This is a genomic window from Paraburkholderia sp. EG304 (assembly GCF_046543485.1).
GTDB classification, from domain to species: Bacteria; Pseudomonadota; Gammaproteobacteria; order Burkholderiales; family Burkholderiaceae; genus Paraburkholderia; species Paraburkholderia youngii.
Genome location: NZ_JBKGUA010000014.1, coordinates 80349 through 105193, shown reverse-complemented (window position 1 = coordinate 105193; position 24845 = coordinate 80349). Strand labels below are relative to the sequence as shown.

Here is a 24845-nt window from a genome sequence, read left to right as displayed (position 1 = left end):
CCTTGCTCCGCGTCGCGAAGCGCGCTCGTGAGACACAGTGAACTGCGCGGCGCAGGTCTGATGAAAGCGGCCGCAAACGCCGATTCTCCGCGTCTGCCTTTTGAACACGGCGCTTCCGGCGCGTGCTCACGGCACGCAAGCAACTGGCCCGACCTTTGCAGTATCGCTGGCAGACGAAAGCAAACGCGACAGCAAGCGCAAAAGCGAGCGCGCTTCACCCAGCAAGTCCGCTTCGCAACTCGCGCACAGGAGACAAGCCAGTGTTATCCCCCATCACCGTCGGCGTGATCGCGAACCCGGCATCGGGCCGTGATATTCGACGCCTCACCACCCACGCTTCGGTGTTTCCGACCGCCGAGAAAGCGAACATGGTCGTGCGCCTGCTCGCGGGCCTCGGCATGCTCGGTGTCGCTCGCGTGCTGACCTTGCGCGACCGCACCGGTGTCGCCGCCCTGGTGCTGCGTGCGCTCGAAACCCATGCGGCCGTGGCCGAGCCGCAGCCCTGGCCGAAGGTCGAATTCCTCGAACTGCCGATCACGGACAGCGCGGCGGACACCCACGCGGGTGTCGCGCGAATGGTCGGCTCGGGTGTCGATCTGATCGCGGTGCTCGGCGGCGACGGCACGCATCGCGCGGTGGCCGCGCATTGCGGCGACGTGCCGCTGCTCACGCTATCGACGGGCACCAACAACGCATTTCCAGAAATGCGCGAAGCGACGGTGGCGGGCCTCGCGGGCGCGCTCGCCGCTTCCGGGCTCGTGCCGCCCGAGGTCGCGCTGACGCGCAACAAGCGTCTCGTGGTCCGCTGTGTCGCGGGCCCGAACAAGGGACGCGAGGAAATCGCGCTGGTCGATGTGTGCGTGAGCCGGCAGCGTTTCGTCGGTGCGCGGGCAGTCTGCGAGCCGGCGGATCTCGAAGCGCTGTTTCTGACGTTCGCGGCGCCGGATGGCATCGGCCTGTCGTCGATCGGCGGCGCGTGGGCGCCGGTCGAGCGCGGTGCGCCGTACGGGCTGCATCTGACGTTCGCGCGCGCGGGCGAATCCGGCGTGCCGATCTTCGCGCCGCTCGCACCGGGCCGTGTCGACCAGGTGACGATGCGCACCTGCGAGCGCTTCGAAGCGGGCTGCTGGACGCCGCTGCATACCGAACGAGGAACGCTCGCCTTCGACGGCGAGCGCGAGATCGAGCTCGAACGCGACGACCGCTACGAGATCGCGCTCGACTGGGCGGGACCGCTCACGGTCGATGTCGGCCGCACGCTGCGCTTTTGCGCGTCGCGGCAGTTGATGCGCGAAGCGGCGGCGCGTCGGAGGTAATCAAAGGAGGAAGCGAACGCTGGAAGCAAAGCCGGCTGAAGTAGCAGTGACCATCGAGATCATTCCAAGGAGACACACCATGTCTGTTTCGACGCAGTTGAACAAGGAAAAGCTGCTGGAAGCGTACCGGATGATGCGCACGATCCGCGAGTTCGAGGAGCGTCTGCACGTCGAATTCGCGACCGGCGAGATACCCGGCTTCGTGCATCTGTATGCCGGCGAGGAGGCGTCGGCGGTCGGCACGATGATGCATCTGAACGACGCGGATTACGTTGCGACCACCCACCGCGGTCATGGCCACTGTATCGCGAAGGGCGTCGACGTGCGCGGCATGATGGCCGAAATCTACGGCCGCAGCACCGGCGTGTGCCGTGGCAAAGGCGGCTCGATGCATATCGCCGATCTGTCGAAAGGGATGCTCGGCGCGAACGGGATCGTCGGCGCGGGCGGTCCGCTCGTGTGCGGCGCCGCGCTCGCCGCGAAGCTAAAGAAGACCGGCGGCGTCGGCGTGTGCTTCTTTGGCGACGGTGCGTCGAACCAGGGCGTGATCTTCGAATCGATGAACCTGGCTTCCGTCTGGCGCCTGCCGGCGATTTTCGTCGCGGAGAACAACGGCTATGCGGAGGCGACCTCGTCGACGTGGTCGGTCGCGGCCGACAACATCGCCGACCGCGCGAGCGGCTTTGGGATGCCCGGCGTGATCGTCGACGGCTTCGATTTCTTCGCGGTGCACGAGGCGCTCGGCGCCGCGATCGAGCGGGCGCGCGGCGGCGGTGGCCCGACGCTCGTCGAAGTCAAGCTGTCCCGCTATTTCGGTCACTTCGAAGGCGATGCGCAAACCTATCGCGCACCCGGTGAGGTGCAGAAGCTGCGCGACGAAAAAGACTGCCTGAAGCGCTTCGAGCAGCGCGTGGTGCGCGCCGAAATGCTCAGCGCCGACGAATTGCGCGGCGTCGATGCCGAGGTGAAGCAGTTGATCGACGGCGCGGTGACGGAAGCGAAGGCCGCGCCTCTGCCGACCGCCGCTGACCTGCTGACCGACGTCTACGTGTCCTATCCGTAATCCACAGCGCGAACCATTCAATCAGGAGACAGTCATGGCACGGAAGATCACGTTTTCTCAGGCGATCAACGAAGCGCTGAGCCAGGAGATGGCGCGCGACGAAACCGTCATCGTGATGGGCGAGGACAACGCGGGCGGCGCCGGGTCCCCCGGCGAGCAGGATGCGTGGGGCGGTGTGCTCGGTGTGACGAAAGGGCTCTTTCACAAGTATCCGGGGCGCGTGCTCGACACGCCGCTATCCGAAGGCGGCTTCATCGGCGCGGCGGTCGGTGCGGCCGCATGCGGGATGCGTCCGGTGGCCGAGCTGATGTTCATCGATTTCATGGGCGTGTGCTTCGACCAGATCTTCAATCAGGCCGCGAAGTTTCGCTACATGTTCGGCGGCAAGGCAGTGACGCCGGTCGTGATTCGCACGATGCAGGGCGCGGGCCTGCGCGCGGCCGCGCAGCACTCGCAGATGCTGACATCGTTGTTCACCCACGTACCCGGCCTGAAAGTGGTGTGCCCGTCGACGCCGTATGACGCGAAGGGCCTGCTGATCCAGGCGATCCGCGACAACGATCCGGTCATCTTCTGCGAGCACAAACTGCTGTATGGCCGCGAGGGCGACGTGCCGGAAGAGTCGTATGCGATTCCGTTCGGCGAAGCGAACGTGGTACGCGAAGGCGACGACGCGACGATCGTCACCTATGGCCGCATGGTTCATCACGCGACCGATGCCGCAGAAAAGCTCGCGAAAGAGGGCATCCAGGCCGAGGTGATCGATTTGCGCACGACCTCGCCGCTCGACGAGGAAACGATATTGGAAAGCGCCGAGCGTACCGGGCGCGTCGTCGTGGTCGACGAGTCGAATCCGCGCTGCTCGATTGCGACCGATATCGCCGCGCTGGTCGCGCAGCGCGCGTTCCATTCGCTGAAGGCGCCGATCGAACTCGTGACCGCGCCGCATACGCCCGCGCCTTTCGCAGGCGTGCTCGAAGACCTGTATATCCCGTCGGCGGAAAACATCGCCGCGGCCGTGCGGAAAGTAAGGAGCTGAGCAATGCCGATTCACATGATCACGATGCCCAAATGGGGGCTGTCGATGGAGCAGGGGCAGGTCAACGGCTGGCTGAAGGAGGTCGGCGAAAAGGTCGCGAAGGGCGACGAGATACTCGACGTCGAGACCGACAAGATTTCGTCGGGCGTCGAGTGCGCTTTCGACGGCACATTGCGCCGGCAGATCGCGCAGCAGGGCGACACGCTGCCGATCGGCGCGTTGCTCGGCGTCGTCGCGGACGCCGAGACGTCCGACGCCGACATCGATGCTGCCGTCGAGGCGTTCCAGCGCGACTTCGTGCCGGCCGCCGCGGATGCCGCGGACGCGGGACCGCAGCCGGAAAAAGCGCAGATCGGCGGGCGCACCGTGCGTTACCTGAAGATCGGCGACGGCGGCACGCCCGCGGTGCTGATCCACGGCTTCGGCGGCGATCTGAACAACTGGCTATTCAACCATGCGGATCTCGCCGCGCACCGCGCCGTGTGGGCGCTCGATCTGCCGGGGCATGGCGAGTCGGGCAAGGCGCTCGACACGGGCAGCCTCGACGAGCTGGCGGACAGCGTGATCGCGTTTCTCGATGACCGGGGCATCGAGCGCGCGCATCTGGTCGGCCATTCGATGGGCGGCGCCGTGTCGATGACGGTTGCCGCGAAGGCGCCCGAACGCGTCGCGTCGCTGGCCTTGATCGCGGGCGCGGGGCTCGGCGACGAGATCAACCGCGAGTACATCGAAGGCTTCGTCGCGGGCAGCAGCCGCAACACGCTGAAGCCGCATCTGGTGAAGCTGTTCGCCGACGGATCGCTGGTCACGCGGCGACTGGTCGAAGACATCGTCAAGTACAAGCGGCTCGAAGGCGTGAACGACGCGCTGCGCAAGATTGCCGCGTCCGAGTTCGAAGGCGGGGTGCAAAGCCGCGTCTATCGCGACCGGCTCGACACGCTCGCGCCGCGCACGCTGGTGATCTGGGGCGCGCAGGACCAGATCATTCCGGCCGCGCACGCGCAAGGGCTGCCTGCGCAGGTGCGCGTGCACGTGATCGACGGCAAGGGGCACATGGTGCAGATGGAGGCTGCATCGGACGTGAACCGCCTGCTCAACGAGTTCTTCGGATAACCGCGATGGACGCCGCTTCTCCTACCGACAGCTTCACGGCGCTTGGCCAGCATGGCAAGCGCAATCGCGACAAGCTCGCCCGCATTCCGGTCAAGATCGTGCCGGCGGACCATGCGGCCGTCTTGCCGAAGCCGCCCTGGCTGCATGCTCGGCCGATGATGAGCGAAACCGTCGCGGGCGTGGCGGCGGTGCTGCGCGAGCACAAGTTGCATTCGGTCTGCGAGGAGGCGATGTGTCCGAACATCGGCGAGTGTTTTGCGCAGCGCACCGCGACATTCATGATCATGGGAGGGATCTGCACGCGGCGCTGCGCGTTCTGCGACGTCGCGCATGGCCGGCCGCAAGCGCTCGACGACGACGAGCCCGCGCGGCTCGCCGACGCCGTCGCGGCGCTCGGGCTGCGCTACGTCGTGATTACATCGGTGGACCGCGACGATCTGCGCGACGGCGGCGCCGCGCACTTCGCGCGCTGTATCAAGCTCGTGCGCGAGCGCGTACCGGGAATTCGCGTCGAAATCCTGACGCCGGATTTTCGCGGGCGCATCGAGCGCGCGCTCGATGCGCTGTCCGGGGCGTGGCCGGACGTCTTCAATCACAACATCGAGACGGTGCCGTCGCTGTATCGGGCGGCGCGGGCCGGCGCGGACTATCGCGGCTCGCTCGAACTGCTGTCGCGCGCGAAACGCCAGAACCCGGCGGTATTGACCAAATCCGGGCTAATGGCCGGCCTCGGCGAGACCGACGGCGAATTGCTCGCGACGATGCGCGATCTGCGCGCGCACGACGTCGACGTGCTGACGATCGGTCAGTATCTCGCGCCGTCGCGGTATCACATGCCGGTGCGGCGATATGTGCCGCCCGCGACTTTCGACATGCTGCGCGATGAAGGTTTGAAGATGGGGTTCGTCGAAGTGGTGGCGGGGCCGCTCGTGCGTTCGTCGTATCACGCGGATCGGACGCCGCAAGGCCGCGCGCCAATCCCGTGAATACCTCCCCGTAACCTCGGCTTTTCGACCGATTGGCCGCCAGCCAGGTAGCCGACAATTGGTGGCTATACGAGGCGAGTCCCAGCGTGCGGCTGCCTCCCGGACGACGAAACGGTATTCGTCACCACGTGCACTTTGTCGAGGCAGACATGTCAAGCAACATTACGATCACGGACGAACTCGTAGCTGAAATCGCAAACCGGATGGCCGACGAGGGCCAAAAGGTGTCCCCCGTAGCCATCTGGTCCGAAGTCCATAGCGGTTCGGTGGTCGCGGTGTCCGCGGCATTGCGCAAGTGGCGCGAAACGCGCGCCGCGCGGGTGCCGCAGGTCGTCGAACGTCCTGCTTTGCCGGAAACCGTGACGGACACCATGCGCGAAGCGCTCGACCGGCTGTGGACGTCGGCGCAGGACGAAGCGGAACGCTCGGTGGCGCGACGCCTCGCCGCGATGCGCCAGCGTGTCGAAGACGCCAGCAACGAGCGCGACGAAGCGCTCGCCGAACTGCAAACCACCGTCCAGGAACTGGATGCGCTGCAAGTCCAGCTGGACAAGATGACCCGAGCCTACGACGAGAAGGTCGATGCCGTGGCCGGGCTGGAAGAGGACATCGCGCTCGCGGTGCAACGCACCGACGCAGCCGAGAAGCGCGCACAGGAGCTGGCCGAGCGCGTTTCGCACCTCGAAGCGGAACTGGAGCGCGCGGAACAGGCCGCCGGGCGTGGAGCGATTGCGGGCGACGGGAGCGATGCCGCAGGCGAGGGCGAGGTGGCGAGCGAGTCGGCTGAGCCGGTTGTCGAAACGTCTGTAGGCGAAGCAGAGCGCGCGGCGCAGGAAGCGGAGCATGCCGAAGCGGTCGCTCGTCTTCAGAGCGAGCTCGAAGCGATTCGCGCGGAGCTGCAGGCCGAGCAGGAAGCGCATGCGGCTCGACGCGAAGAGATCGCGGGCGCGCAGGCCGAACGGGATGCCGCCGCGCTCGAATTGCAGAATGCCCAGACGCAAATCGCCACCCTGAGCGATGAGCGCGATGCGGACGCCTCCGAAATCGCGCGGTTGTCGGCCAGCTTGTCCGAAGCGCAGGAACGTGCCGACGCGGAGCAGCAGCGCGCGGCCGAACTGGCCGAAAGCGCGGCGGCGAGCGAGAAGGCCGAGGACGTGGAATCGGCGTCGTCGGCGGGTGTCGACTCGCAGGAACTCGAAGCACTGAAGGCGCAGATGTCGCGCGACGCGGAAGCGCATGCCGCCGCGATTGCCGAAGCACGGGAGACCGTCAGGAAATGGTCCGACTACTCGAACGCACTGAAGCAGCAACTGACTCAGGCGAATGAAAAAATGGTGGTCGTTCTTGCCCGCGGCGCAGGCGAAGCGACCTTGAGCCGCCGGCTTTCCGCCGAACTCAGTCAGGTCAAGCCGGAGCATGAATTGCTGCGCAAGGAGATCCAGCAGCAAGTGATCGTCGAAACGATCACCGCTCACCTCGAGAAACAAGGCTACCGCTACGACGAGCAGACGGGTGCGGTGTCGAAGCTGAACACCGAAAGCTCGCCTGCGTGACGGGATCGTTGATGTGATGGCGCGCGTCGCGGGAATGGCGACGCGCAATGGGCTCGTAGGGAGGGCGGCGGTGTCGAAGGCAGGGTCCGCTCACTCGGAAGCGGGAACACCTGCCGGAGCAGTATGGCGGGCGCGCGAACCGTCGTTCGATGCAAACAGGTAGTAGGTCACTGCCGTCGCCACCAGTCCGACGATCCACGAGACGTCCGCGCCGCCCATGATCGATGCCCACGGACCGTGGAAGAAGCTCTCCTCCATGAACGGCACCTGAACCGCGATGCCGAAGATGTAAATCGCGATGGCCTTGAAATTGAACGAACCGTACACGCCGCCGTTACTGCTGATGATTTCCGACACGCGGTAGCGCCGGTTGCTGATCAGGTAGAAGTCGACGAGATTGATCGCTACCCATGGCGCGAGCACGATTCGCATCGCGAAGATCGCGGTGAGGAAGATCGCGATAAAGTTGCTCGAAGCCCACAACGCAGTGACGGTAGACGAAACCAGCAGCACCGTCGACACGATGATGCGAACGTTGCGGCCCGGCACCCAGTTTGGACGGAACGTTTGCGCGGCGGTAATGAACGACAACACGCCGCCATACAGATTCATGCCGTTGTGGCCGATGATATTGACCAGGAACAGCAAGATCAGCACGTAGCCGAACAGGCCGGTTTGCGTGCGGATGGCTTGCATCGCATCGGTGGCGTGGCTGGTGCTGATCGCAAGTACGCCGAACAGGAACGCGAAGATCGTGCCGAGCGACGTGCCGAAATACGTGAACGCGAAGGTCTTCATAAAGCCGGTGGTGGCCGGAAGGTAGCGCGAATAGTCGGACGTGTAGGGAGCGAAGCTGATCTGCCAGACGGCACAAAGTCCGAACATCGCGAACCAGTTCGACAGATCGAAATGGCCTTGCTGAAGAATTCGCGCGTCGAGACCAGGCGCCATCATGATCATGCCGATCAGCAGCGCGCCGCCCATGAACCATGCGCCCACCTTGTTGAAGCGGTGGATGAAGTGATAGCCGATAACGCCGACCAGCGTGGCGAGAATCGCGCCGAGCACGGTGCCAAGCGCCACCGGTACCGCAGGGACAGCGGTGTGCAGCGTCTTGCCCGCGAGGATGATGTTCGAGACGAAGAAGCCGAGGTAAATCAGCGTGGTGAAACCGACCACGAGCAGCGAGCCATAACGGCCGAACTGCGCGCGGCTTTGAATCATCTGCGGCACGCCGACGAGCGGACCTTGCGCGGAGGTCAGCGCATGGAAGACCGCGCCGAAGAACTGGCCGGCGGCGATCGCGAATCGAGCTCACCACATCGAGGTGAAAGACGAGTACGGAAGTCGCACCGGAAATCACCGCGAGCGGCGCGACGTTCGTGCAGAACCACAGGGTGAAAAGATCGACCGGTTTGCCGTGCCGATCCGACGGAGCGACGTACTCGATCGAGTTGCTTTCAATGGCCAGAACGCTGTTGTCGTTCGACTGGTCTTTCATAGTGTCTCCATCTTTATCGCGCAGGCGTGCGCGATGCCACGTTCGATAGACGTGACATGGCATTGCGCTCTACGGCTTTGAAACGGTGCAGCGGCGAATGGACCGCGCGTTGGACTCAGCGCATCACGAACGGATCGCTGATCGGTTCGTCCGAGGTGCGCAGCCATACCGACTTCGTCGTCGTGTATTCGAGCGCCGCGGCCAAGCCGCCTTCGCGGCCGTGGCCAGACAGGCCGAAGCCGCCGAACGGCACCAGCGGCGACACCGCGCGATAGGTGTTGATCCACACGATCCCCGAGCGTACGCGCTTCGACACGCGATGCGCGCGAGTCAGGCTGGTGGTGAAAATACCCGCGGCGAGACCGTAGGCGGTGCTGTTCGCCTTGTCGATCGCTTCCTGCTCGGTGGTGAACGTATCGACCGAAAGAACCGGCCCGAACAGCTCCGTCGTGATGCTGTCGGCGTTGCTTACGCCGGTGCAGTCGAGAATCGTCGGCGCGTAGTAGTAGCCGTCGCGCGCGAGCGCGTTGCCTCCGGCGAGTACCCTGGCGCCCTGGCGTACCGAGTTCGCGACGACCTTCTCGATGTTGCGCAGTTGCCTCTCGGTGCAAAGCGGTCCGTACTCGGTCGACATCTCGTTGGGCGAACCCACGCGGATGCGCGATACACGCTCCACCAGCAGGGCGAGAAACCGCTCTTTCACGGAGTCTTCGATCAGCAGCCGCGAGCCCGCCACGCAGCTTTGGCCGCTCGCCGCGAAGATGGCCGCGACCTGCGCGTTCACGGCGCTCTGGATATCGGTATCGGCGAACACGATGAAGGGCGACTTGCCGCCCAGTTCGAGCGACACCTTCGCGAGGTTGTTCGATGTATTCGACACGATGTGCCGCGCAGTTTCCGGGCCGCCCGTGAACGCAACCTTGTCGACCTTCGGATGGCTGCTGAGTACCGCGCCGCATTCCGGCCCGAAGCCGGTGATCACATTGACGACGCCCGGCGGGAAGCCGGCTTCGTGCACCAGCTTCGCGAATTCGAGCAGCGGCCCCGGCGCTTCCTCGGACGCCTTGAGCACGACCGTGCAACCGGCGGCGAGCGCCGGTCCGAGCTTGACGGCGGACAGGAACAACTGGCTGTTCCACGGCACGATCGCGGCGACCACGCCGACGGGCTGCCGTTCGAGCCACACCTGCATGTCCGGCTTATCGACGGGAATGCTGCTCCCTTCGAGCTTGTCGGCGATGCCGGCGTAGTAGCGGTAATACTCGGCGACGTAGGCGATCTGGCTGGAGGTCTCGCGAATGATCTTGCCGGTATCGTTCGTTTCAATTTCAGCGAGTCGCGGCGCAGCCTTCTCGACGAGCCCGGCCAGTTTGTACAGCAGCTTGCCGCGCGCCGACGCGGTGAGGCCGGCCCACGCGGAATCGGTGAGCGCGCGATTGGCCGCCTCGACCGCGCGGTTGACCTGCTCGGTGCGCGCTTCGGGCATCTGCGCCCATGCTTTGCCGGTGGCCGGGTTCACGCTCGCGAACGTGGCGGCGCCGGGTTCGAACTGTCCGTCGATATACAGCTGAAAATGTGAATCCATGGCGTCGGCCCCTTACCGGAATGCAGGCATCACGTCGTTGATCATGCGTTCGAGCGATGCCTTCTTGCGCTCGAAGCTCATGCCCGTGTCGATCCAGAACGAGTACTCGTCGAAGCCGAGTGCCTCGTATGCCCTCAGGCGCGCGATCACTTCCTCGGGCGTGCCGATCACGTTGTTCTTGCGCATCGCCGCGGGCGTATAGAACGGATGAGCAGCGATCTCTTCCGGGCTCAGCGTCTTGATCATGCCGCGGCTTACCGGTCTCTCGTTCTTGAACCACGCGCCGAAGTAGTTGTAGAACGTGTTCACTTCGTCGGCGGCGATCTGCGCGTCGTTTTCGCTGCTCGCCACATACGTGTGACGCAGCAGCATGATCTGCGGGCGCGGCAGGTTGCTGAACTTCTCGCACGCGGCGTTGAAGTGGCCAACCAGCTTCTCGACCTCTTCGTCGCCCAGATGCAGCGGCGTCACCTGCACGTTGCAACCGTTGGACACCGCGAACTCGTGGCTGTTCGGGTCGCGCGCGGCCACCCAGATTGGCGGGTGCGGGCGCTGCAGCGGCAGCGGCGAAGACGTCGTGGCAGGGAATTTCCAGAATTCGCCTCCGTGCGCGTAATCGCCTTCCCAGAGCTTTTTCACGGCCGGGATCAGTTCGCGCATGCGTTGACCCGCGCCCCACGCGTCGAGCCCCGGATGCAGGCGTTCGTATTCGAACGAATACGCGCCGCGCGCGATGCCCAACTCCAGCCGGCCGTTCGAAATGATGTCTGTCATCGCGGCTTCGCCGGCCAGCTTGATCGGGTGCCAGAATGGCGCCACCACCGTGCCGGTGCCGAGCCTCACGTGCTTCGTCTTGTTGGCGAGGTCCGCGAGATTGATGAACGGATTCGGCGCGATCGTGAAGTCCATGCCGTGGTGCTCGCCGGTCCAGACAGCGTGCATGCCGCCGCGATCGGCAATCTGGCAAAGCTCGACCATTTCGTCATACAGCTGCTTCTGACTGGTCTGCTCGGAGACGCGCTCCATGTGAACGAAGAGGGAAAATCGCATGATGTGACCTTTCAGGAATGAAGCGGGCGGACTGTGCCGTTGCTATGGTCGCCGAAGTACAACCCGTAGCTCTTCAACTGGCTTTCCTTGCGGTAGCGGTGCAGCATGCTGGCCAACGCGCTGTCCTGCAACGCTTGCGTGTCGATGTCGTCGAGGCTGATGAATTTGCCCGAAGCGTGACCCGAAGCGGCGAGTTCATCCGGTGCGCTGCACAGGAACGAGATGTACTGGTATTGGGTTTCGGTGTTGTTGTAGGTCGAATAGATGAAGCTTGCCGATGCGTCGGGCTGGTACTTCTCGAAGATCTCGGCGAGTGCCTTGTCGGCGCCTTCGTTGCCGATCTGTTTCGACGGGAGTCCCCATTTGTCGTCTGCTGTTTTGACGAGCAGCACTTTGTCGTCGCGCGCGATGATCGCGCTGACGATCACCTTCGGGCCCGCGATGACTTCGGCCGACACTCTGGCCGGCGTGAAATAGCCGCCGCGGTAGTAGCCGAGACCCGCGCAGCCGGCCGAATGGAACGCCTCGACCTTGCCGACGATCAGCGCATGGTCGCCCGCGTCGATCACCGCGTGCGTCGTGCAGTCGAACCACGCGCTGACGTCGTCGATCAGCGGGTTGCGGTTTTGGCTCAGATGCCATGCCACGTTGGCGAAGCGATCGTCGCTCGGCCGCGCGAACGTGTTGGACAGATCTTTTTGCCCTTCCGCGAGGATGTTGATCGCGAAGTGCCCGCTGGTGGAAAACGTCTGATAATTGCTCGACGTCTTCGCGATGCTCACTAGCAGCAATGCGGGGTCGAGCGAAACGGACGAAAACGAATTGGCGGTGAAGCCGAGCGGCTTGCCGTCGTCACTCGCGGTGGTCACGATCGTCACGCCGGTCATGAACGCGCCGAACGCGTCGCGCAGCTCGCGTGTGTTGATTTTCGCGGCTTCCTGGCTAACTGCCTGACAAACTTGCTGGCTCGTCTGTTGGCTCATTTCACACTTCCAATTCGTGGTCTTGCGTCTGCGGCGTCGTCTGCAACCAGGCACGCAGCGCGCGATTGACTTCGCGAGGCGCGGTCAGATTCACCATGTGTCGCTCGTTGTCGATCACGACCGCGTGGCCGTGACGGGCGGCTTGCGCCATCTGTCTGGCCATCGCCGGGGTCGAGTTCGGATCGCCGGAACCGGTGAGCACGAGAGCAGGGCGGGCGATTGTGTTCCAGCCGTCGGCATATACGTCGTCGCCGTTCGCGAAGGCCGTATAGGCGGTCGCGTAGCCACACAGGTCCACCGACTTCAGCCACGACTCGACCCGTTGCGCGGCAACGCGTTGCGATTCCTCGGCCGTGAACCAGCGCTGCAACGGTGTTGCCACATCGACGGCGCCCGAGTGTAGTTCGGCCGCGCGACGCAGCACGGCATCGCGCGCTTGCGCGGTGCGCCGGTACACACCGTTCAACACGGCGACGCGCTTGACCAGATCGGGCCGCGTGACTGCGACGCCCGCTGCGATCAGCGAACCCATCGAGTGACCGGCCAGATTGACGGGGCCCATATCCAGCGCCTCGATGAAACTCGCTGCCCACTCGACGAACTGTTGCAAGCCGGCGCCCGGTTCGAGCGGATCGCTTCGACCGTGGCCGGGCATATCGACCGAGATCACCCGGAACTCGGGCGACAGCGCTTCGATCTGCGGATACCACGCGTGCGCCTGCATGCCCACGCCGTGGATCAGCACCAGCGGTTCGCCGCTGCCCTGCTCCAGATAGTGCGCGACGCGCTTATTTGACAGCTGCAGGGTTCTTGACGTCATTTCCGAGCTCTGCGAGGTCTTTGTAGCGATCGCCAATGCGGTGATGCGGACGGCCACCTGTAGCAGCGCCAATCGCGATCACGAGTTCGTCCGCGGCCGGCGCGTCCGCAATCGCAAACTGCAGCGTCAGATAGTGCGAACGGCGGCCTTCGTCGTTCTTGTCCATCATCGGGATCAGCAGCGGCGCATTGGCGGGGCCGCGCGTGTTGTTGAACGCCAGATACGACTTCGCACCGACGGCCGAGCGATACGTGTTGCCGAAGTGCAGTGTGTGGATCAGCGCGGACGCGTGCTCGATCTCGCCCGCAAGGCCGACGATCGCGCTCTTGCCGAACGCTTCGACCGCTTCGCCGGAACCGGCTTCGTCGATGATCAGCCTGGTCAGGTGCTCGCTCAGTTGCGGCGCGAGCGCACGAATCTCCGGCGACAGGTCTTCCACATAACCGCGGCCCGCCCACGGGTTCTTGATCACGGCGGCCGCGCCGATCATTTTCAGCGGCTTCGCGGCGACCTTGTCGCCGTCGACGAAGACGGTCTCGACATGGAGGATGGATTTGCGAATCAGGCTCATGGCAGCTTCCTGCGTGGGTTGGATGTGTGAGGCATTGTGGTATACCATGTTACGGCATGCCATGAGTGTTAACCCGCGGCGTCGGAGGAAGCCGCGTCGGGCAGGGAGAAGGGCGTTTTTTGCGAGGGATTTGACGGCGAGCAGCGACGCCAAAAACACGCAGCGCGCGGTTTGTCAGACCATCAAGGAAGCGGCAGGCATTGCGCAAACCATTCCGGATTTAGAAGGAGGAGATATGGCTGCATATTGGATCGCCCACGTAACCGTGCTCGACGCGGCGAAATACAAGGGCTACACGGACATCGCACCGCAGGCGTTCAACAAGTACGGCGCGGTGTTTCTCGCGCGCGGCGGCGCGTCGGAGGTGCTGGAAGGCGAGTCGTTCGAGCGGCACGTCGTGATGCGCTTCAGGGACATGCAAACGGCGCTCGACTGCTATCACTCGCCGGAGTATCAGGCCGCCAAACAGAAGCGCGATGGACATTGCCGGGCGCAGATCACGATCGTGGAGGGCTTGGTGGATGTTTGAAAACAAAACGTGTCCTGACGCAAATGGCTAAGTCACTGTTTGTATGAATTCGTTCTTCCTCGCAATTCCCTCGTTGCAAACAAATATGGTCTAGGTGCGCGGCGCGCTGCAAAAACGGATTTGCAAATGAAATCTGTACTGACGTCCTTGGGGCGTGCCGCGCAGCCAGGCACGCAGCAAGTTCTTATCGGGGAAAGCTGCCAGGGTTCGCTTTGCGATGACCTCCTCGCCTGCCGGCATCAGTTCGGATATCGATGTACGTGCTGACTGTACTGTCAAGGCGGGGAGGGTGGCCAGCCCTTCACCACCGTCACGTTGGGCAGGAAATCTTCACCGCCAGGCTCGCCTCAATTACGGATCTCACCCTCGCGACGGGGAGCGGTTGACGATGCAGAAACAGCCTGGCCGCCAGGTTTCCCGGGAGGGGGCGGCTGCCGCAGTACGTGGAGTTCCGGTAGGGCAGCGCTATCCGGCCGGGGCGGGGCCGCACTGCCTGCGCTTGCCGCTTGCGGACCCTCTCCGTAGGGGAGATCGTCGGTTTGCAGCGACAGGTTGATCTCTTCCGACGACGTATGAAGCTGCATTTGCGGCAATGGGATCTCGATGCCGGCCGCATTCATCTTAAGCTTGAGCCTTGCGTTGAACGCGCGGGAGATGCTCCACTGCTGCAGCGGTCGAGTCTTGATCTGCCCTTTCACCACTAGCCAGTTGGTGTCGAAGCGCTCGAGCCCCCACACCTCGATCGGCGCGAGTATCTCGTCGCGGAAGCGATAGTCTTCGATCAAATCCGTGCCCACTTCCGCGATGATGCGCGTGACTTGATCAATGTCAGCAGAGAACGGCACTCTTACTTCGAAGACGGCGTTGGCGAAGTCGCGGGACAGGTTCTTCACGATTTTGATCTGCGAAAACGGAATCGTGTGGACCGCGCCCTGCCCGTCGCGTAACCGGACCGTGCGGATCGTCAGATCCATGACGATGCCCGCATGGCCGCCATCGACGTCGATCCAGTCGCCGACGGAGATGGTCTCCTCGACGATGATGAAGAGCCCCGTGATCAGGTCAGTGACGAGCGATTTCGCCCCGAAGCCGAATGCAAGACCGATTACGCCTGCGCCCGCGAGCAGGGGCGTCAGATTGATGCCCAGGCTGGCCGCGCCGATGATGGCGGCCAGGGTTGCCACCGTCGCAAGGGTTGCATTGCGCACCAGCGGCAACATCGTACGCGCACGAACGCCGGGCTCCAGTGCCTTGTTGCGTGAACTGCTCGGGCCTAGAACCTCGAGAATGACCGTGTCGACGAGAATCCAGACGAACCATGCGCCGAAAACGGTCGCGATGACTGTAAAAAGCGCATGTCTGAAACCGGGTGTCATCGCACTTCGTTTGACCAGCCTTGCAATCGGGCCACTCCACAGAACCAGTTCGAATCGAATGTACGCGAGCCACATCACGAGAACGAGCAGCGAACTGGCAAAGCGCAGGAGCCGCATCAGGTGTGGCGCGCGGCGCTCGGCGCGGCTGTCCATTCGACGCGTCAGGTGCGGCAGCAGCACCGACGCAAACAGCGTGAGCACGAGCAACAGCGCGCTGAGCAGCGACGGCTGCCATACGTTGCCCTCGTCGCTGCGTCCAGCAATGGTGGCGACGACCGAAGCGACTGCAATCAGCAGTATCGGGATGTGCCACAGCGAGGCGAGGATATCGAGCGCTTCGGTGGCAAGTTTGTGGTCGCGTCTTCGCGAATAAGGTCGATTGCGAATCAGATGCGTGACGGGGCGGCGGTATGCAAGCGCGAAGTAACCGCTCAAAACGGCCGCCGCCATGTTTGCGAAGCTCGACACGATGCCGGCAACATTCGGGCCGACAATGCGCGTCACGTCAGGGTCGGCCATTGCGTCGCCGAGCGCGCCGAATGCCCCTATCGCGAAGATCGGCAAGAGGCCGCCCGCCAACAACTGCCGCACTGCGACACGCCGGTGTGCCGTGCTAAAGGCCGAAATCACGACCACGCAGAGCACCCGGAAGGTTATACCCACGACGATCGCGTAGGCGATCACGAGTCCGAGCGTACGGCCAATGGCTTCGGGCATGCTCTGCCCAAACAGCAGGACCGCTACGAACGCGATGATCCATGGCCCTGTCTTGCGCAGCGTGAAGCTCAACAGGTCCACGAAACTCGGATCCGCAGCTAGTGTGACGTCCCGGCCATAGTGCGCAAGCACGCGCCGCTGCAAGTGGACTAGCAGCGCGGCATACGCGCCCCACCCCGCAAGCGTCGAGGCGATGCCGAGCAAAGCCTGGCCGAGTGTCTCGCCCCTCCCGCCCATGACCAGGGCTCGCAGTTCGCTAGCGGCCGAAGCAAAACGTGCCGCCCAGAAGTGCAGCGGTGTCCGGCCTTCGTTCAGATTCGTTTCGACCGACGCAATGCCCGATGCGATCACGCCGAGAAGAGCGCCATTAGTCTGCGCCGACGCCGCAACGGGTGCCGGAGCTTGTGTCCCGTCGCGGAGTCCCTTCAACTGGGCGATAAGCGCTTCGCGCCCTTTCTCATTCTCAAGCGTGACGATCAGGGTGTTCAGCGAACGCGTAAGTTCTGCCTGACTGGCGGGCGAAGGTGCAGAAGCGGCCTGTGGCGCCGAGGGCGGCTGTGTAGAGGCACCCGTCATAGCGGTGATGCTGCTTTGCAGCGGGGCAGGCAAGGGCGCTGCTGCGGCCGCGCTGACCCATGCTGGCAGCAGCGCGAGGATGCCAATCAGCATCATGCATGCGCGAGCACGCCGTGTGGTTCGTCCTGCCGTTCCGCCCATCCTTGGTGTATGCGACGGAGCAGCTACAGCCCCGAGAGTATTCGGCGCGGAAAGAGGCCGGGCGTGGCCAGATTGACGCCGCATGAACGCGTTCATGGACATCCTTCAGGAAGGTCGCCACCAGTACGGTGCCGCGTAGTCGGGTGCGTTCGCGCAGCAGACATTAGAAGTGACTCTTTTCCCCCTCGAGAAAATCAGTGCCTCGCGTGCTGCAGTGCGACGCCCTGTGTTTTTGCGGCGACGAGAGAAGGCAAAATGCGCGTCAGACGTTGAACGCTCGAGAAGCGGTAGCCTCCGACTTCCATAACGAATGCCATCGACATGAGCGAACCTGTTTCCAGGAGGGCGATCCTGACAAGACATTTAATGATTGACTGCCGGGCAAATTGCGTGCACGGCGACGTTCGATCGTCTTCGGAGTCTTACCGTACCCGGTCAAGCGGGCAAAACCAATGGGACCAAAGTCCGATAGCAGCCCGGCGCTGCACTTTTTACCGCGCTGGACCTTGCGGTCGGCTCGTCGGACCCGCTAGAAACTCATCGCGAATCCGAACGACACGCCGTGCACGTTGCGACCGAACACGTAGCGCACCATCGCGCGCGTGCGGGTGACGATGACGGGATACCTGCTGCTATCGAGTTCGAGGCCGACTCCCAGCGACGTGAGGTCGTTGAAACCCAGCACCCCGGCGCTGTCGCCGAAATAGTGCGAGTAAGCGGCTTCGAGCACATAGCGGACTGGCCGGTCCAGCGCATGCCAGCCGGTGGGCGCGCGCCAGCGTGTCCATAGGCTCACTTGCTGGGCCGTGGCCGAGCCCTGAACGGCCTGCGATGAACCGCCGAAACTGCGCAGGTAGATATCGGTCGCCCGCAATTCGGCGTCGATTTCGTAGTTTTCGCGGTAGTGCTCGTAGTCGAGCATCAGGGAGCCGCCATAGCCGTAGGCATCGAGCGAGCCGTTCTCGAGGAACTGCAGGTTGCTGTCGGTGACGTGATTGAACAGCGTCTGCCCCACCTTCAGGTCGCTCGACACGCGCCCGATCGTACCGTTCAGGATCGGGCGGAATGCCAGTTCGTCGGTGATGCGGAAATCCCAGCCCAGGCCGACCGTGCCGCTGAAGGTGTTCCACTTGGTGGGCACCGCACGCTGCTGGGCGCCATCCGTGGCGATGAAAATCGGATCGTAGCGGCTGTAGGCGAGCGTGCCCTCCATGTACAACGGAAACGACCTGCTGAGCGTGAAGCCGCCGCCGAATTGCGTCTGCCCGAAGCCGGGATTACCGGTCAGGCCGTTATTGACCGACAGATTGCTGGTCGTGACGTCCGGGACCGTCGTGTAGCTCATGATCGCGAGCACAGCGTCCGCGTGCTGCTTTACATTGCCGCCGATCACAGTGTTGATCGAAGATCGCGCTGGGGTCGTCTGGGCAATCACGAGGCCGGGTAGCAGGAGCAAGGACAGAGCGACACACATCCGTGACGTGTGAAGAGTCCGATGTAACGGCAGTGCACGCATTCTTAAGCAACCTGGCCGGTTCTCCATGATGAGTAGGCATCGACACCCCGGGCCTGCCTCTGAGCTGCCTGTTCATTGCTGAAGTTGCATGAGCCCTTGAGGGCTTGCTCGAGGGCGATCGAAATGTTGACCGGCTTGCCAAGGGGAATGGATGGGGTATTGCAGCCGGCACCGAGAAACGGCAATAGAAGTAGGGAAAGAGAAACATAGGTGGGCATGGCGATCTCCTGCCGAGACTCATACGATACCGGTCTGCCGGACGATCGATTTCAGGATCGGACAGCCACTGGCCTGCTAGATTCTGGAGAGAGAATGCCCACGAGCACCGCGTTTCCCAGCAAGTTGTCTGGTTGGCGTCGTGTATGTGTCGGGCAGCACGTGCGCGCCACTGAGGAAGTCGATGTGGCTTGTGGCGGATGTATTCCACGGAGCAGATCCGCATCAGTGACGTTCCCGCTCTGCGGGAAGTGAGCGTGCGCCAATACGTTTTCCCCTCAGTGCTCAATAGAAAGTCACGCCAGTCACGAGCATCATGTTGCGAACCTGGTTCGTCACGCTGCCGAGATTGGGGTTCAGTTGACCCCAGAAGTCGGCCGTGAAGGTTCCGCTACTGAAGCCTTCGCAAATGCATAGACCCCGCCGTTGAGTTCGGGCTTGCGCAAGGCTAGCGCCTGGAACACGAATGCAAGCATCAGCATGCCGACCGCGGTAATTGTCCAGCCGATCAGCACGGCGCCGGCATCCGCACTGGCCGCCATGTTCTGTGGCAGTGAAAAGATGCCGCCGCCCACCATCGAGCCTACGACGAGGGCAGTGAGCGCGCCGAGGCGCAGCTTGTTCGCTGAGGCGGGCGTCGCGGCGCTTTCGGGTGTCGGGGCGGCACGAGGCGTGGACGTCGAATCGGACATGGATGGTCTCCGGTACAAGCCGGTCGCGCCGCAGACTCGCGTTGCACCGACCAGTGAAAGCGCTTTCTTGTGTGAGGAGTGCGCGAATTTCCTGAAGCAAAAATGGAAAGCGCGCCTGATCGCGTTTCAAATCTGCTAGGGAACGACACGGCTCACAATAGGACCTTGGTCCAATAGGGCAAAGCTTTTGGTAGAAGTCGCTACTGCTGGCGTGTGTTCTGGAAATACAAGAATTGCGCGGAAAGTAAGGAGCGGTATTTCGAGGGGTATGCAAGACCGATTTGTATGAACGCCGGTCATGTCTTTCTCCGGCAGCAAAGTGGACGACACCGCTTTGTGAGACCAGGTACGCCTCAGTTACTCCCGTTTCTCACCATTTACATCGAAGCACCGAATGGCCTTTCAGGATGACCGAACCGATCAATCGAATGATTATCGGACCAATACTTGCCGGAACCGGAGGCCTGCGGCCGCAAACGGAGATGCAATTGGCAAATCTACGGCTGCTTTCAGTGGAGAAACCGCCATTTGAAATGGCCCCGCGTTGGCATGCGTGAATAGCAGTTAGCGGCCGCGTTGCGACCCGCTACGGGGTGCGGTTTCATGCGAGATAGGCGACGCCGCCCGCTCGGAAGATGTTGGGGAGGTCATAGCAATGACAGCCTCCGGGCGTAATGGCCGTCGGCGTCTGCATGCTGATCGAACTCCCATGCTAGCGCAGAAATTGGCCGCTAAGAGAGCGCGTTGATCGCACTGTGTGCGATTCTGAGTAAGGTCGCCTTTTGCCACAAAACCTGTGCGCTCATAATCTTACGCCGATAGCTCTTAACGTATCGCTCCCGTGCGTCCTTTTCATTCAGATGATACTGTCTTCGATTTCCGGGAATGGCTACGCACGATTCTGACCGCGTTTTCGGCGCGGGAGCGAGCGCTCTTCAAGGATGCAACCCGCGCCTCGCCGAGTGCGATCATGGCGTCGGTGAGTTGTTCCATTTGCGTGTCCATTGATCTTTCGTCGCCAGACTGCAAGGAAATAAAGGCACCGTCAAAGCCAAGCATGCCAAAGTGAGCAACGTCGTCGACGACCTCTGATGCCCGGGTGTCGTCCTGAACGCTGAAAGCGTTCTGGACCAACTCTCGCATATAGCCGCGGCCCTCGTTGCGGACTTTGATAACCATCCGCAGAGCTTCAGGTTCCGCGGCCTCGTTGCTCATGACCAGGACGAGCATCAATCGCAGGAAGTTTTCCCGAGTCTTAAACACCTCGCCCGCCTTTTTGAGGTACCAGCCTAGCCGCTCACGCGGTGTGCCATCTTCAGGTGGATTCCGGTGAGCTTCCTGCATGGCTGCGAAAAAGCCCCGGGCCCCCTGAGCCATCACTTCGGCCAGGAGTCCGGCTTTAGAGCCAAAGTGATGGTAGATCGCACTCTTCGGGATGCCGGTTGCATTGACAAGGGCGGACATTGAAGTGCCGGCATAACCGTAAGCGGACATCACACGCGATGCCGCGTCGAGGATTTCCTGGCGCGATCGCCGACCTCGACGATTGGTCGTCTTTTGCCGCTTTTCCATTGAACGATAATAGTCCCTAAGGTTATGAACCGAGCAGTACATTTCTCATGGCTTACCCTGGTGTTGGCTTGTGGACCTATTGGTACACTTTCAAGGTGCCCAAGGCGGTCATTTCACGGACCGGTGTATCGGGAGAAACATGAGAAACGAAAAGCTCACTGTGACTGACTCGATGACACCGCGTGCGGTTGCCGCTTTGCGTGAGTGGTTGATACGGATGACACGATCCGGCCTGAGACACGCGGTGAAGCCGACGATGCAGAAGAGACATCAGGCGTTATCCGACCCACAAGATCTCCTCGCGCAGAGCCTGCATAGCATTCTTGAGGTGGTGCCCGCGGTCGCGCTGGTACTCGATAAGTCTCATCACGTTGTCTGGGCCAATGGAAGGGCGACCCAGGTACTTGGTTACGCGCTCGATGAAATGTCGGGTATGCAAATCGAGTCAATTCTCGTTCCTTCGCCCCGCGACAACCGCCCGATTTCGTTTGCCGCAGAGAGGGTCCTGCAAGGTTTGTCTCAAAGCACTACGTGGTCGGCCGTTGCGCGCACAAAGAGCGGAAGAGAACTTCAGGCTCAGGTCAGCATGTCTGCTTCGCTGGCGATCGAACCGGAGCCGCGGGTGGTGATCGTTATTGAGCCGCAAGGAGTGGATGCAACGGATGTGCTGGCGCGCGGCGACCTGGAAGGCATCCCGCTGCGCACGAGCACGGCGGATCTCGGCGACCTGGCTGCCGCGCTGGGCCACGAAGTCGATCAGCCGCTCACCGCCATTCTCAGCAATGCCCAGGCGGCACAGCGGTTTCTCGCGCAAATGCCACCGGCTCTCGGCGACCTGCGCGAGTTGTTAGCGGACGTTGTTGCCGACAGCGAGCGTGCGCACGCCATCGTCCGCAAGATGCGTCGGTCCGCCAAAGGCGAACCAACCGCAACGAGTCTGGTTGACCTGGGCAGCCTCGTGCGTGAAGTCATTCGACTGTTGCGTCGCGAGACGCAAGCGCGCGGTGCAACGGTTTGCGCCAGCGTTGCAGACGGGCTGCCGCGGTCGCGCGGTGATGTCGTTCAACTCCAGCAGGTGCTCGTCAACCTGCTGCTCAACGCGCTCGATGCTGTGCGCGACTGCCGCGCGGAGCATCGCAGGATTGATGTTACGGTTTGTGCCAGTGACGATCGCAGCAAGGTATGCATCGCGGTGATAGACGAGGGCCCGGGTGTGGATGCGGACCGCTTCGAGACGCTGTTCATGCCGTTCGTCACCTCCAAACCGCGAGGGCTCGGTCTTGGACTTGCCATCAGCCGGACCATCGTCATGGCGCACGGCGGTCGGTTATGGGTCGAGCGCAATGCCGGGCGCGGCCTGACGTTCCATGTCGAACTTCCTACACAACCGGGATGCTGAGAACGGGGTTTTGCAATATAACGGAAAACGCGCCTGCGCCCAGGACGTGTGCAACGCCCTGCGTGGCTCGCTGGGATCAAGCAACTACAGCGTGCAGGCCTACGGTGTCACTCGGGCTGACGGGTCGGATGAACAAGCTAATTGAGGACGAGCTTGGCGCGCCGGAGAAGACCGTCAAGATTCATTGGGCACGGGTGACGGAGAAGACGAACCTGGAGTCGCTTGCAGAGTTGGTATGCCGGCAAAGAAAGGCGCGGAGTTTGCCGCTGTTGCACGCGAGGTTGTCACGGCGCTGGGAGCCGGCAACCCGCACACCGCGGTTCAGTGGCGCATTACAGATTGTGCGGCGAGCGTTACGCGCCATGCTGGGTATCAGCCAGGTCCACATTGCGCGGCGTGACGCGCGCGCCGGGGAAACGGTCGCGGCGCGGCTTTCGGTCCCGCGCAAGCGGCTGAGTGCGAGCGCGGCCCCACTGACGATGCAGCGCGAGTCTGGCCTAAGCCAGATCCCGTCGTCATGCACGCCACGAACGCTTTCGCACAGCGCGTGACGGACCGGCACTGTCCGGGCATTGACCTGAGGAGTGAGACGGATGAGAAATCGGTATCCAGCAATCAAGCTGCCTGAGTCGGTGTTGCGCTACGCAAGGGAGCTAGCAGACACAGGGACCTACGCGGACTGGATCGCAATCTCCCAGCCCCTGTGTGCTCGATATGGGGAACACCGAAGCGCCCGGTTGCTGAGCGACCCCGCCGTTCGCGATGAGCTTGACCGGCGCTGCAATTTCGCGTCGCATCAGCGACAACAGCAACATGTGAATCCTCCGGGGATGCTTCCATGACGATACTGGCGGACGGGCCAGGTCGCGTCATGCCTCTTTCATGTATTCGCCCAGCATGGTGGATGACACTGAGGGATTACCGTCCCGCGCAAGAATGGCAGTGGATTCCTGGTAGCTGCCCACAACAGAATAGCATTCGCACGAGAGAGAGCGATGCTGCTGCAGGCGTCTGCCGAACGTCGGATCTTATAAAGGCAGTGTCGCCCGAAGAGACCCAAACACTGCGGGACACCCGAACACTTCGCCGGCGTGTCGGGAGTCTGCCGCCATTTGGACCTCCTTGACGAAAGAACATTGACTTACAGGAAAGCTCGCCGAACTCGGCCTATTCTCCAACTCCCTGGTGTGCTGCCGCTATTGCAGCATCACGCTCCTTTCCGGCGGCTGTCTTTTTTTCATCGAAAGCTTTCTTTGCGGCGGCTACCTTCTTGTTGTAAACACGATTAGCTGCTGCAACCTGTTGGTGCATCCGCACGATTTCGTCGGGATGCTCTGTAGTCGCAGGCGCATTGCTAGCTGAATTGTCCTGGGCCCATACATACGAATTCGATAGCACTACAACGAAGATGGCTGAGGCCGTAAATGCTGAAATCCTCATGATCTACTCCGGTGCGAGTTTGTGGATATGTCGCCGCCCTAAAGGTCGGTTGAATATCAACCTATACGACCACGTGCATGAAGCCAATGGGACTAAAGACCGATGGTGCTCACGAAACTCTAGTTAGGCGCGCAGTTCTTCCACGGACTCACGAACCGGAAAGGTGTGAAGGCCAACACGACCGCATGTCTGCGCGTGATCACTTCGGGGCTCGTGGCGTGCACCTTCATCCAATTCGGCATCACACTCGCGGCTCTGCTCAGCATGCTTCGTCTGACACATCGCTCGAATATGAGACCAAAGTCCAATAGCGTGCAAGCCACAGAGGAATTATTTTTGGCGTACACCCGGCAGCGATCGCCGGAGACCTGATCGTCGCTCTCTGATCGGATGTGCTGTCTGGACGTCGTCACAGACGGGCCGAGATGAAGATTGCGATTGGCGGTACGGCTGCGGCGCGGCGCGGGTCGGCGCGTGACTGCGGATGCCGCGTCAATAAGGGAGAAAGCCATGAAAGCAAACAGAACACTCAAGCTGGCTAGTGGAGCATTGATCGCTGTCGCATCCATCAACGCATGGCCGCAAGGAAACGAGTCCGCCGCCACGTCCACGGAGTCGGGCACAACGGCGGCTCCATCGAAGTCGGACATTAGAAAAGCGAACGGAGCCCTCAGCAAAAAGGTGCTGCGCGCGCTTACAAAGGGTGGGGTCGACACCTCGCACTTCACAGTTCTGGTCAAAGGTAGTGCGGTGACGCTCGCAGGGCATGTCCCGGATAATTACCAGATCGAAAAGGCCGGCAACATTGCGAAGGACGTTCCCGGCGTTACGTCGGTGACGAATGCCCTGGCGATTCACGACTGACACTATTGTTTTCCGTCGTGTGAATCGTAAATTGCGTTACATGAATCACTATTTCCATAGAACGGATGCTTGAAGGATTTGAATGAGCGCTGTCCTTGGTGCTATTCAATCGGTCTGCAACTCAATGAACGTCGCATGAGCGGCGTGAGGATAGCTGCTCGTGGCTCACGCGCAGCAGGGATTTCTGAACGCCCGCTTCACTTTTGACAGCCGCTAATTGCTGCGAG

Annotated in this window: 21 protein-coding genes and 1 pseudogene; 10 read left to right on the top strand and 12 right to left on the bottom strand. The window is 62.3% G+C overall.

What is annotated here, in order from left to right:
* Window positions 1-260 precede the first annotated feature (260 nt).
* The 6 genes from ACLFKU_RS18575 to ACLFKU_RS18550 all read left to right on the top strand — a co-directional run bounded on the left by ACLFKU_RS18575 (window position 261) and on the right by ACLFKU_RS18550 (window position 7070).
* Window positions 261-1316, top strand: a complete 1056-nt coding sequence (locus tag ACLFKU_RS18575; RefSeq protein ID WP_368583882.1) for an ATP-NAD kinase family protein — start codon at window positions 261-263, stop codon at window positions 1314-1316.
* 79 nt (window positions 1317-1395) lie between these two features.
* Window positions 1396-2379: a thiamine pyrophosphate-dependent dehydrogenase E1 component subunit alpha gene (locus ACLFKU_RS18570; RefSeq protein ID WP_410850041.1), complete on the top strand. Its 984-nt coding sequence runs from the start codon at window positions 1396-1398 to the stop codon at window positions 2377-2379.
* 34 nt (window positions 2380-2413) lie between these two features.
* Complete coding sequence (locus ACLFKU_RS18565) at window positions 2414-3418, top strand: alpha-ketoacid dehydrogenase subunit beta (protein ID WP_368583881.1); 1005 nt, start codon at window positions 2414-2416, stop codon at window positions 3416-3418.
* A gap of 3 nt (window positions 3419-3421) precedes the next feature.
* Window positions 3422-4531: an acetoin dehydrogenase dihydrolipoyllysine-residue acetyltransferase subunit gene (locus ACLFKU_RS18560; protein WP_410850040.1), complete on the top strand. Its 1110-nt coding sequence runs from the start codon at window positions 3422-3424 to the stop codon at window positions 4529-4531.
* A gap of 5 nt (window positions 4532-4536) precedes the next feature.
* Window positions 4537-5517, top strand: coding sequence for a lipoyl synthase (gene lipA / locus ACLFKU_RS18555; RefSeq protein ID WP_368583879.1), 981 nt, complete (start codon window positions 4537-4539; stop codon window positions 5515-5517).
* A 149-nt stretch (window positions 5518-5666) separates the two neighbouring features.
* A complete protein-coding gene (locus tag ACLFKU_RS18550; protein ID WP_410850039.1) occupies window positions 5667-7070 on the top strand; it encodes a DNA-binding protein in 1404 nt (467 codons plus the stop codon).
* A 90-nt stretch (window positions 7071-7160) separates the two neighbouring features.
* Here ACLFKU_RS18550 and ACLFKU_RS18545 read toward each other — a convergent pair whose 3' ends face one another.
* From ACLFKU_RS18545 to ACLFKU_RS18520, 6 genes are all read right to left on the bottom strand, one after another.
* Window positions 7161-8333 (bottom strand): purine-cytosine permease family protein, encoded by a 1173-nt coding sequence (locus ACLFKU_RS18545; protein ID WP_410850097.1) that lies wholly within the window; start codon window positions 8331-8333, stop codon window positions 7161-7163.
* Window positions 8334-8686: 353 nt separating this feature from the next.
* Window positions 8687-10156, bottom strand: coding sequence for an aldehyde dehydrogenase (locus tag ACLFKU_RS18540; protein ID WP_410850038.1), 1470 nt, complete (start codon window positions 10154-10156; stop codon window positions 8687-8689).
* Window positions 10157-10168: 12 nt separating this feature from the next.
* Entirely contained in the window at window positions 10169-11206 is a 1038-nt protein-coding gene (locus ACLFKU_RS18535) for an LLM class flavin-dependent oxidoreductase (protein ID WP_410850037.1), read from the bottom strand.
* An 11-nt stretch (window positions 11207-11217) separates the two neighbouring features.
* Window positions 11218-12189, bottom strand: a complete 972-nt coding sequence (locus tag ACLFKU_RS18530) for a flavin reductase (RefSeq protein ID WP_410850036.1) — start codon at window positions 12187-12189, stop codon at window positions 11218-11220.
* Between the two features lies 1 nt (window position 12190).
* Window positions 12191-13009: an alpha/beta fold hydrolase gene (locus tag ACLFKU_RS18525; RefSeq protein ID WP_410850035.1), complete on the bottom strand. Its 819-nt coding sequence runs from the start codon at window positions 13007-13009 to the stop codon at window positions 12191-12193.
* Window positions 12978-13580 carry an amino acid synthesis family protein gene (locus ACLFKU_RS18520; protein WP_176125497.1) on the bottom strand — a complete coding sequence of 201 codons (603 nt, stop codon included), beginning with the start codon at window positions 13578-13580 and terminating at the stop codon, window positions 12978-12980. Before ACLFKU_RS18520 ends, ACLFKU_RS18525 begins: the two co-directional genes overlap by 32 nt.
* 235 nt (window positions 13581-13815) lie before the next feature.
* On the opposite strand from ACLFKU_RS18520, the gene ACLFKU_RS18515 reads away from it, so the two are divergent.
* Window positions 13816-14109 carry a DUF1330 domain-containing protein gene (locus tag ACLFKU_RS18515; RefSeq protein ID WP_410850034.1) on the top strand — a complete coding sequence of 98 codons (294 nt, stop codon included), beginning with the start codon at window positions 13816-13818 and terminating at the stop codon, window positions 14107-14109.
* Window positions 14110-14456: 347 nt separating this feature from the next.
* On the opposite strand, the gene ACLFKU_RS18510 is transcribed toward ACLFKU_RS18515, so the two are convergent.
* From ACLFKU_RS18510 to ACLFKU_RS18490, 5 genes and pseudogenes are all read right to left on the bottom strand, one after another.
* A complete protein-coding gene (locus ACLFKU_RS18510) occupies window positions 14457-16874 on the bottom strand; it encodes a mechanosensitive ion channel family protein (protein ID WP_410850033.1) in 2418 nt (805 codons plus the stop codon).
* Window positions 16875-17448: 574 nt separating this feature from the next.
* Window positions 17449-18393, bottom strand: coding sequence for a hypothetical protein (locus ACLFKU_RS18505; protein WP_410850032.1), 945 nt, complete (start codon window positions 18391-18393; stop codon window positions 17449-17451).
* Window positions 18394-18437: 44 nt separating this feature from the next.
* Window positions 18438-18653 (bottom strand): hypothetical protein, encoded by a 216-nt coding sequence (locus ACLFKU_RS18500; protein ID WP_368583867.1) that lies wholly within the window; start codon window positions 18651-18653, stop codon window positions 18438-18440.
* A 384-nt stretch (window positions 18654-19037) separates the two neighbouring features.
* Window positions 19038-19343 (bottom strand): annotated as a pseudogene (locus ACLFKU_RS18495) (amino acid permease); the annotation flags it as partial.
* A gap of 852 nt (window positions 19344-20195) precedes the next feature.
* A complete protein-coding gene (locus ACLFKU_RS18490) occupies window positions 20196-20915 on the bottom strand; it encodes a TetR/AcrR family transcriptional regulator (RefSeq protein WP_410850031.1) in 720 nt (239 codons plus the stop codon).
* A 139-nt stretch (window positions 20916-21054) separates the two neighbouring features.
* Between ACLFKU_RS18490 and ACLFKU_RS18485 the strand changes: the two genes are divergently transcribed.
* The gene (locus ACLFKU_RS18485) at window positions 21055-22314 is read left to right on the top strand and encodes an ATP-binding protein (protein WP_410850030.1); all 1260 of its coding nucleotides are present in this window, start codon (window positions 21055-21057) and stop codon (window positions 22312-22314) included.
* Between the two features lie 128 nt (window positions 22315-22442).
* A complete protein-coding gene (locus ACLFKU_RS18480; RefSeq protein ID WP_410850029.1) occupies window positions 22443-22865 on the top strand; it encodes a hypothetical protein in 423 nt (140 codons plus the stop codon).
* 616 nt (window positions 22866-23481) lie between these two features.
* Here ACLFKU_RS18480 and ACLFKU_RS18475 read toward each other — a convergent pair.
* Complete coding sequence (locus ACLFKU_RS18475) at window positions 23482-23754, bottom strand: hypothetical protein (RefSeq protein ID WP_410850028.1); 273 nt, start codon at window positions 23752-23754, stop codon at window positions 23482-23484.
* Between the two features lie 510 nt (window positions 23755-24264).
* Between ACLFKU_RS18475 and ACLFKU_RS18470 the strand changes: the two genes are divergently transcribed.
* Window positions 24265-24618 (top strand): BON domain-containing protein, encoded by a 354-nt coding sequence (locus ACLFKU_RS18470; protein ID WP_410850027.1) that lies wholly within the window; start codon window positions 24265-24267, stop codon window positions 24616-24618.
* Window positions 24619-24845 lie beyond the last annotated feature (227 nt).

Coding starts and splice junctions, on each gene's coding strand:
- ACLFKU_RS18565 (WP_368583881.1), top strand. CDS start 2,414: ATGGCACGGAAGATCACGTTTTCTCAGGCGATCAACGAAGCGCTGAGC.
- ACLFKU_RS18490 (WP_410850031.1), bottom strand. CDS start 20,915: ATGGAAAAGCGGCAAAAGACGACCAATCGTCGAGGTCGGCGATCGCGC.
- lipA (WP_368583879.1), top strand. CDS start 4,537: ATGGACGCCGCTTCTCCTACCGACAGCTTCACGGCGCTTGGCCAGCAT.
- ACLFKU_RS18510 (WP_410850033.1), bottom strand. CDS start 16,874: ATGATGCTGATTGGCATCCTCGCGCTGCTGCCAGCATGGGTCAGCGCG.
- ACLFKU_RS18530 (WP_410850036.1), bottom strand. CDS start 12,189: ATGAGCCAACAGACGAGCCAGCAAGTTTGTCAGGCAGTTAGCCAGGAA.
- ACLFKU_RS18515 (WP_410850034.1), top strand. CDS start 13,816: ATGGCTGCATATTGGATCGCCCACGTAACCGTGCTCGACGCGGCGAAA.
- ACLFKU_RS18470 (WP_410850027.1), top strand. CDS start 24,265: ATGAAAGCAAACAGAACACTCAAGCTGGCTAGTGGAGCATTGATCGCT.
- ACLFKU_RS18520 (WP_176125497.1), bottom strand. CDS start 13,580: ATGAGCCTGATTCGCAAATCCATCCTCCATGTCGAGACCGTCTTCGTC.
- ACLFKU_RS18480 (WP_410850029.1), top strand. CDS start 22,443: ATGAACAAGCTAATTGAGGACGAGCTTGGCGCGCCGGAGAAGACCGTC.
- ACLFKU_RS18570 (WP_410850041.1), top strand. CDS start 1,396: ATGTCTGTTTCGACGCAGTTGAACAAGGAAAAGCTGCTGGAAGCGTAC.
- ACLFKU_RS18525 (WP_410850035.1), bottom strand. CDS start 13,009: ATGACGTCAAGAACCCTGCAGCTGTCAAATAAGCGCGTCGCGCACTAT.
- ACLFKU_RS18540 (WP_410850038.1), bottom strand. CDS start 10,156: ATGGATTCACATTTTCAGCTGTATATCGACGGACAGTTCGAACCCGGC.
- ACLFKU_RS18485 (WP_410850030.1), top strand. CDS start 21,055: ATGAGAAACGAAAAGCTCACTGTGACTGACTCGATGACACCGCGTGCG.
- ACLFKU_RS18500 (WP_368583867.1), bottom strand. CDS start 18,653: ATGCCCACCTATGTTTCTCTTTCCCTACTTCTATTGCCGTTTCTCGGT.
- ACLFKU_RS18475 (WP_410850028.1), bottom strand. CDS start 23,754: ATGAGGATTTCAGCATTTACGGCCTCAGCCATCTTCGTTGTAGTGCTA.
- ACLFKU_RS18535 (WP_410850037.1), bottom strand. CDS start 11,206: ATGCGATTTTCCCTCTTCGTTCACATGGAGCGCGTCTCCGAGCAGACC.
- ACLFKU_RS18560 (WP_410850040.1), top strand. CDS start 3,422: ATGCCGATTCACATGATCACGATGCCCAAATGGGGGCTGTCGATGGAG.
- ACLFKU_RS18505 (WP_410850032.1), bottom strand. CDS start 18,393: ATGTGTGTCGCTCTGTCCTTGCTCCTGCTACCCGGCCTCGTGATTGCC.
- ACLFKU_RS18550 (WP_410850039.1), top strand. CDS start 5,667: ATGTCAAGCAACATTACGATCACGGACGAACTCGTAGCTGAAATCGCA.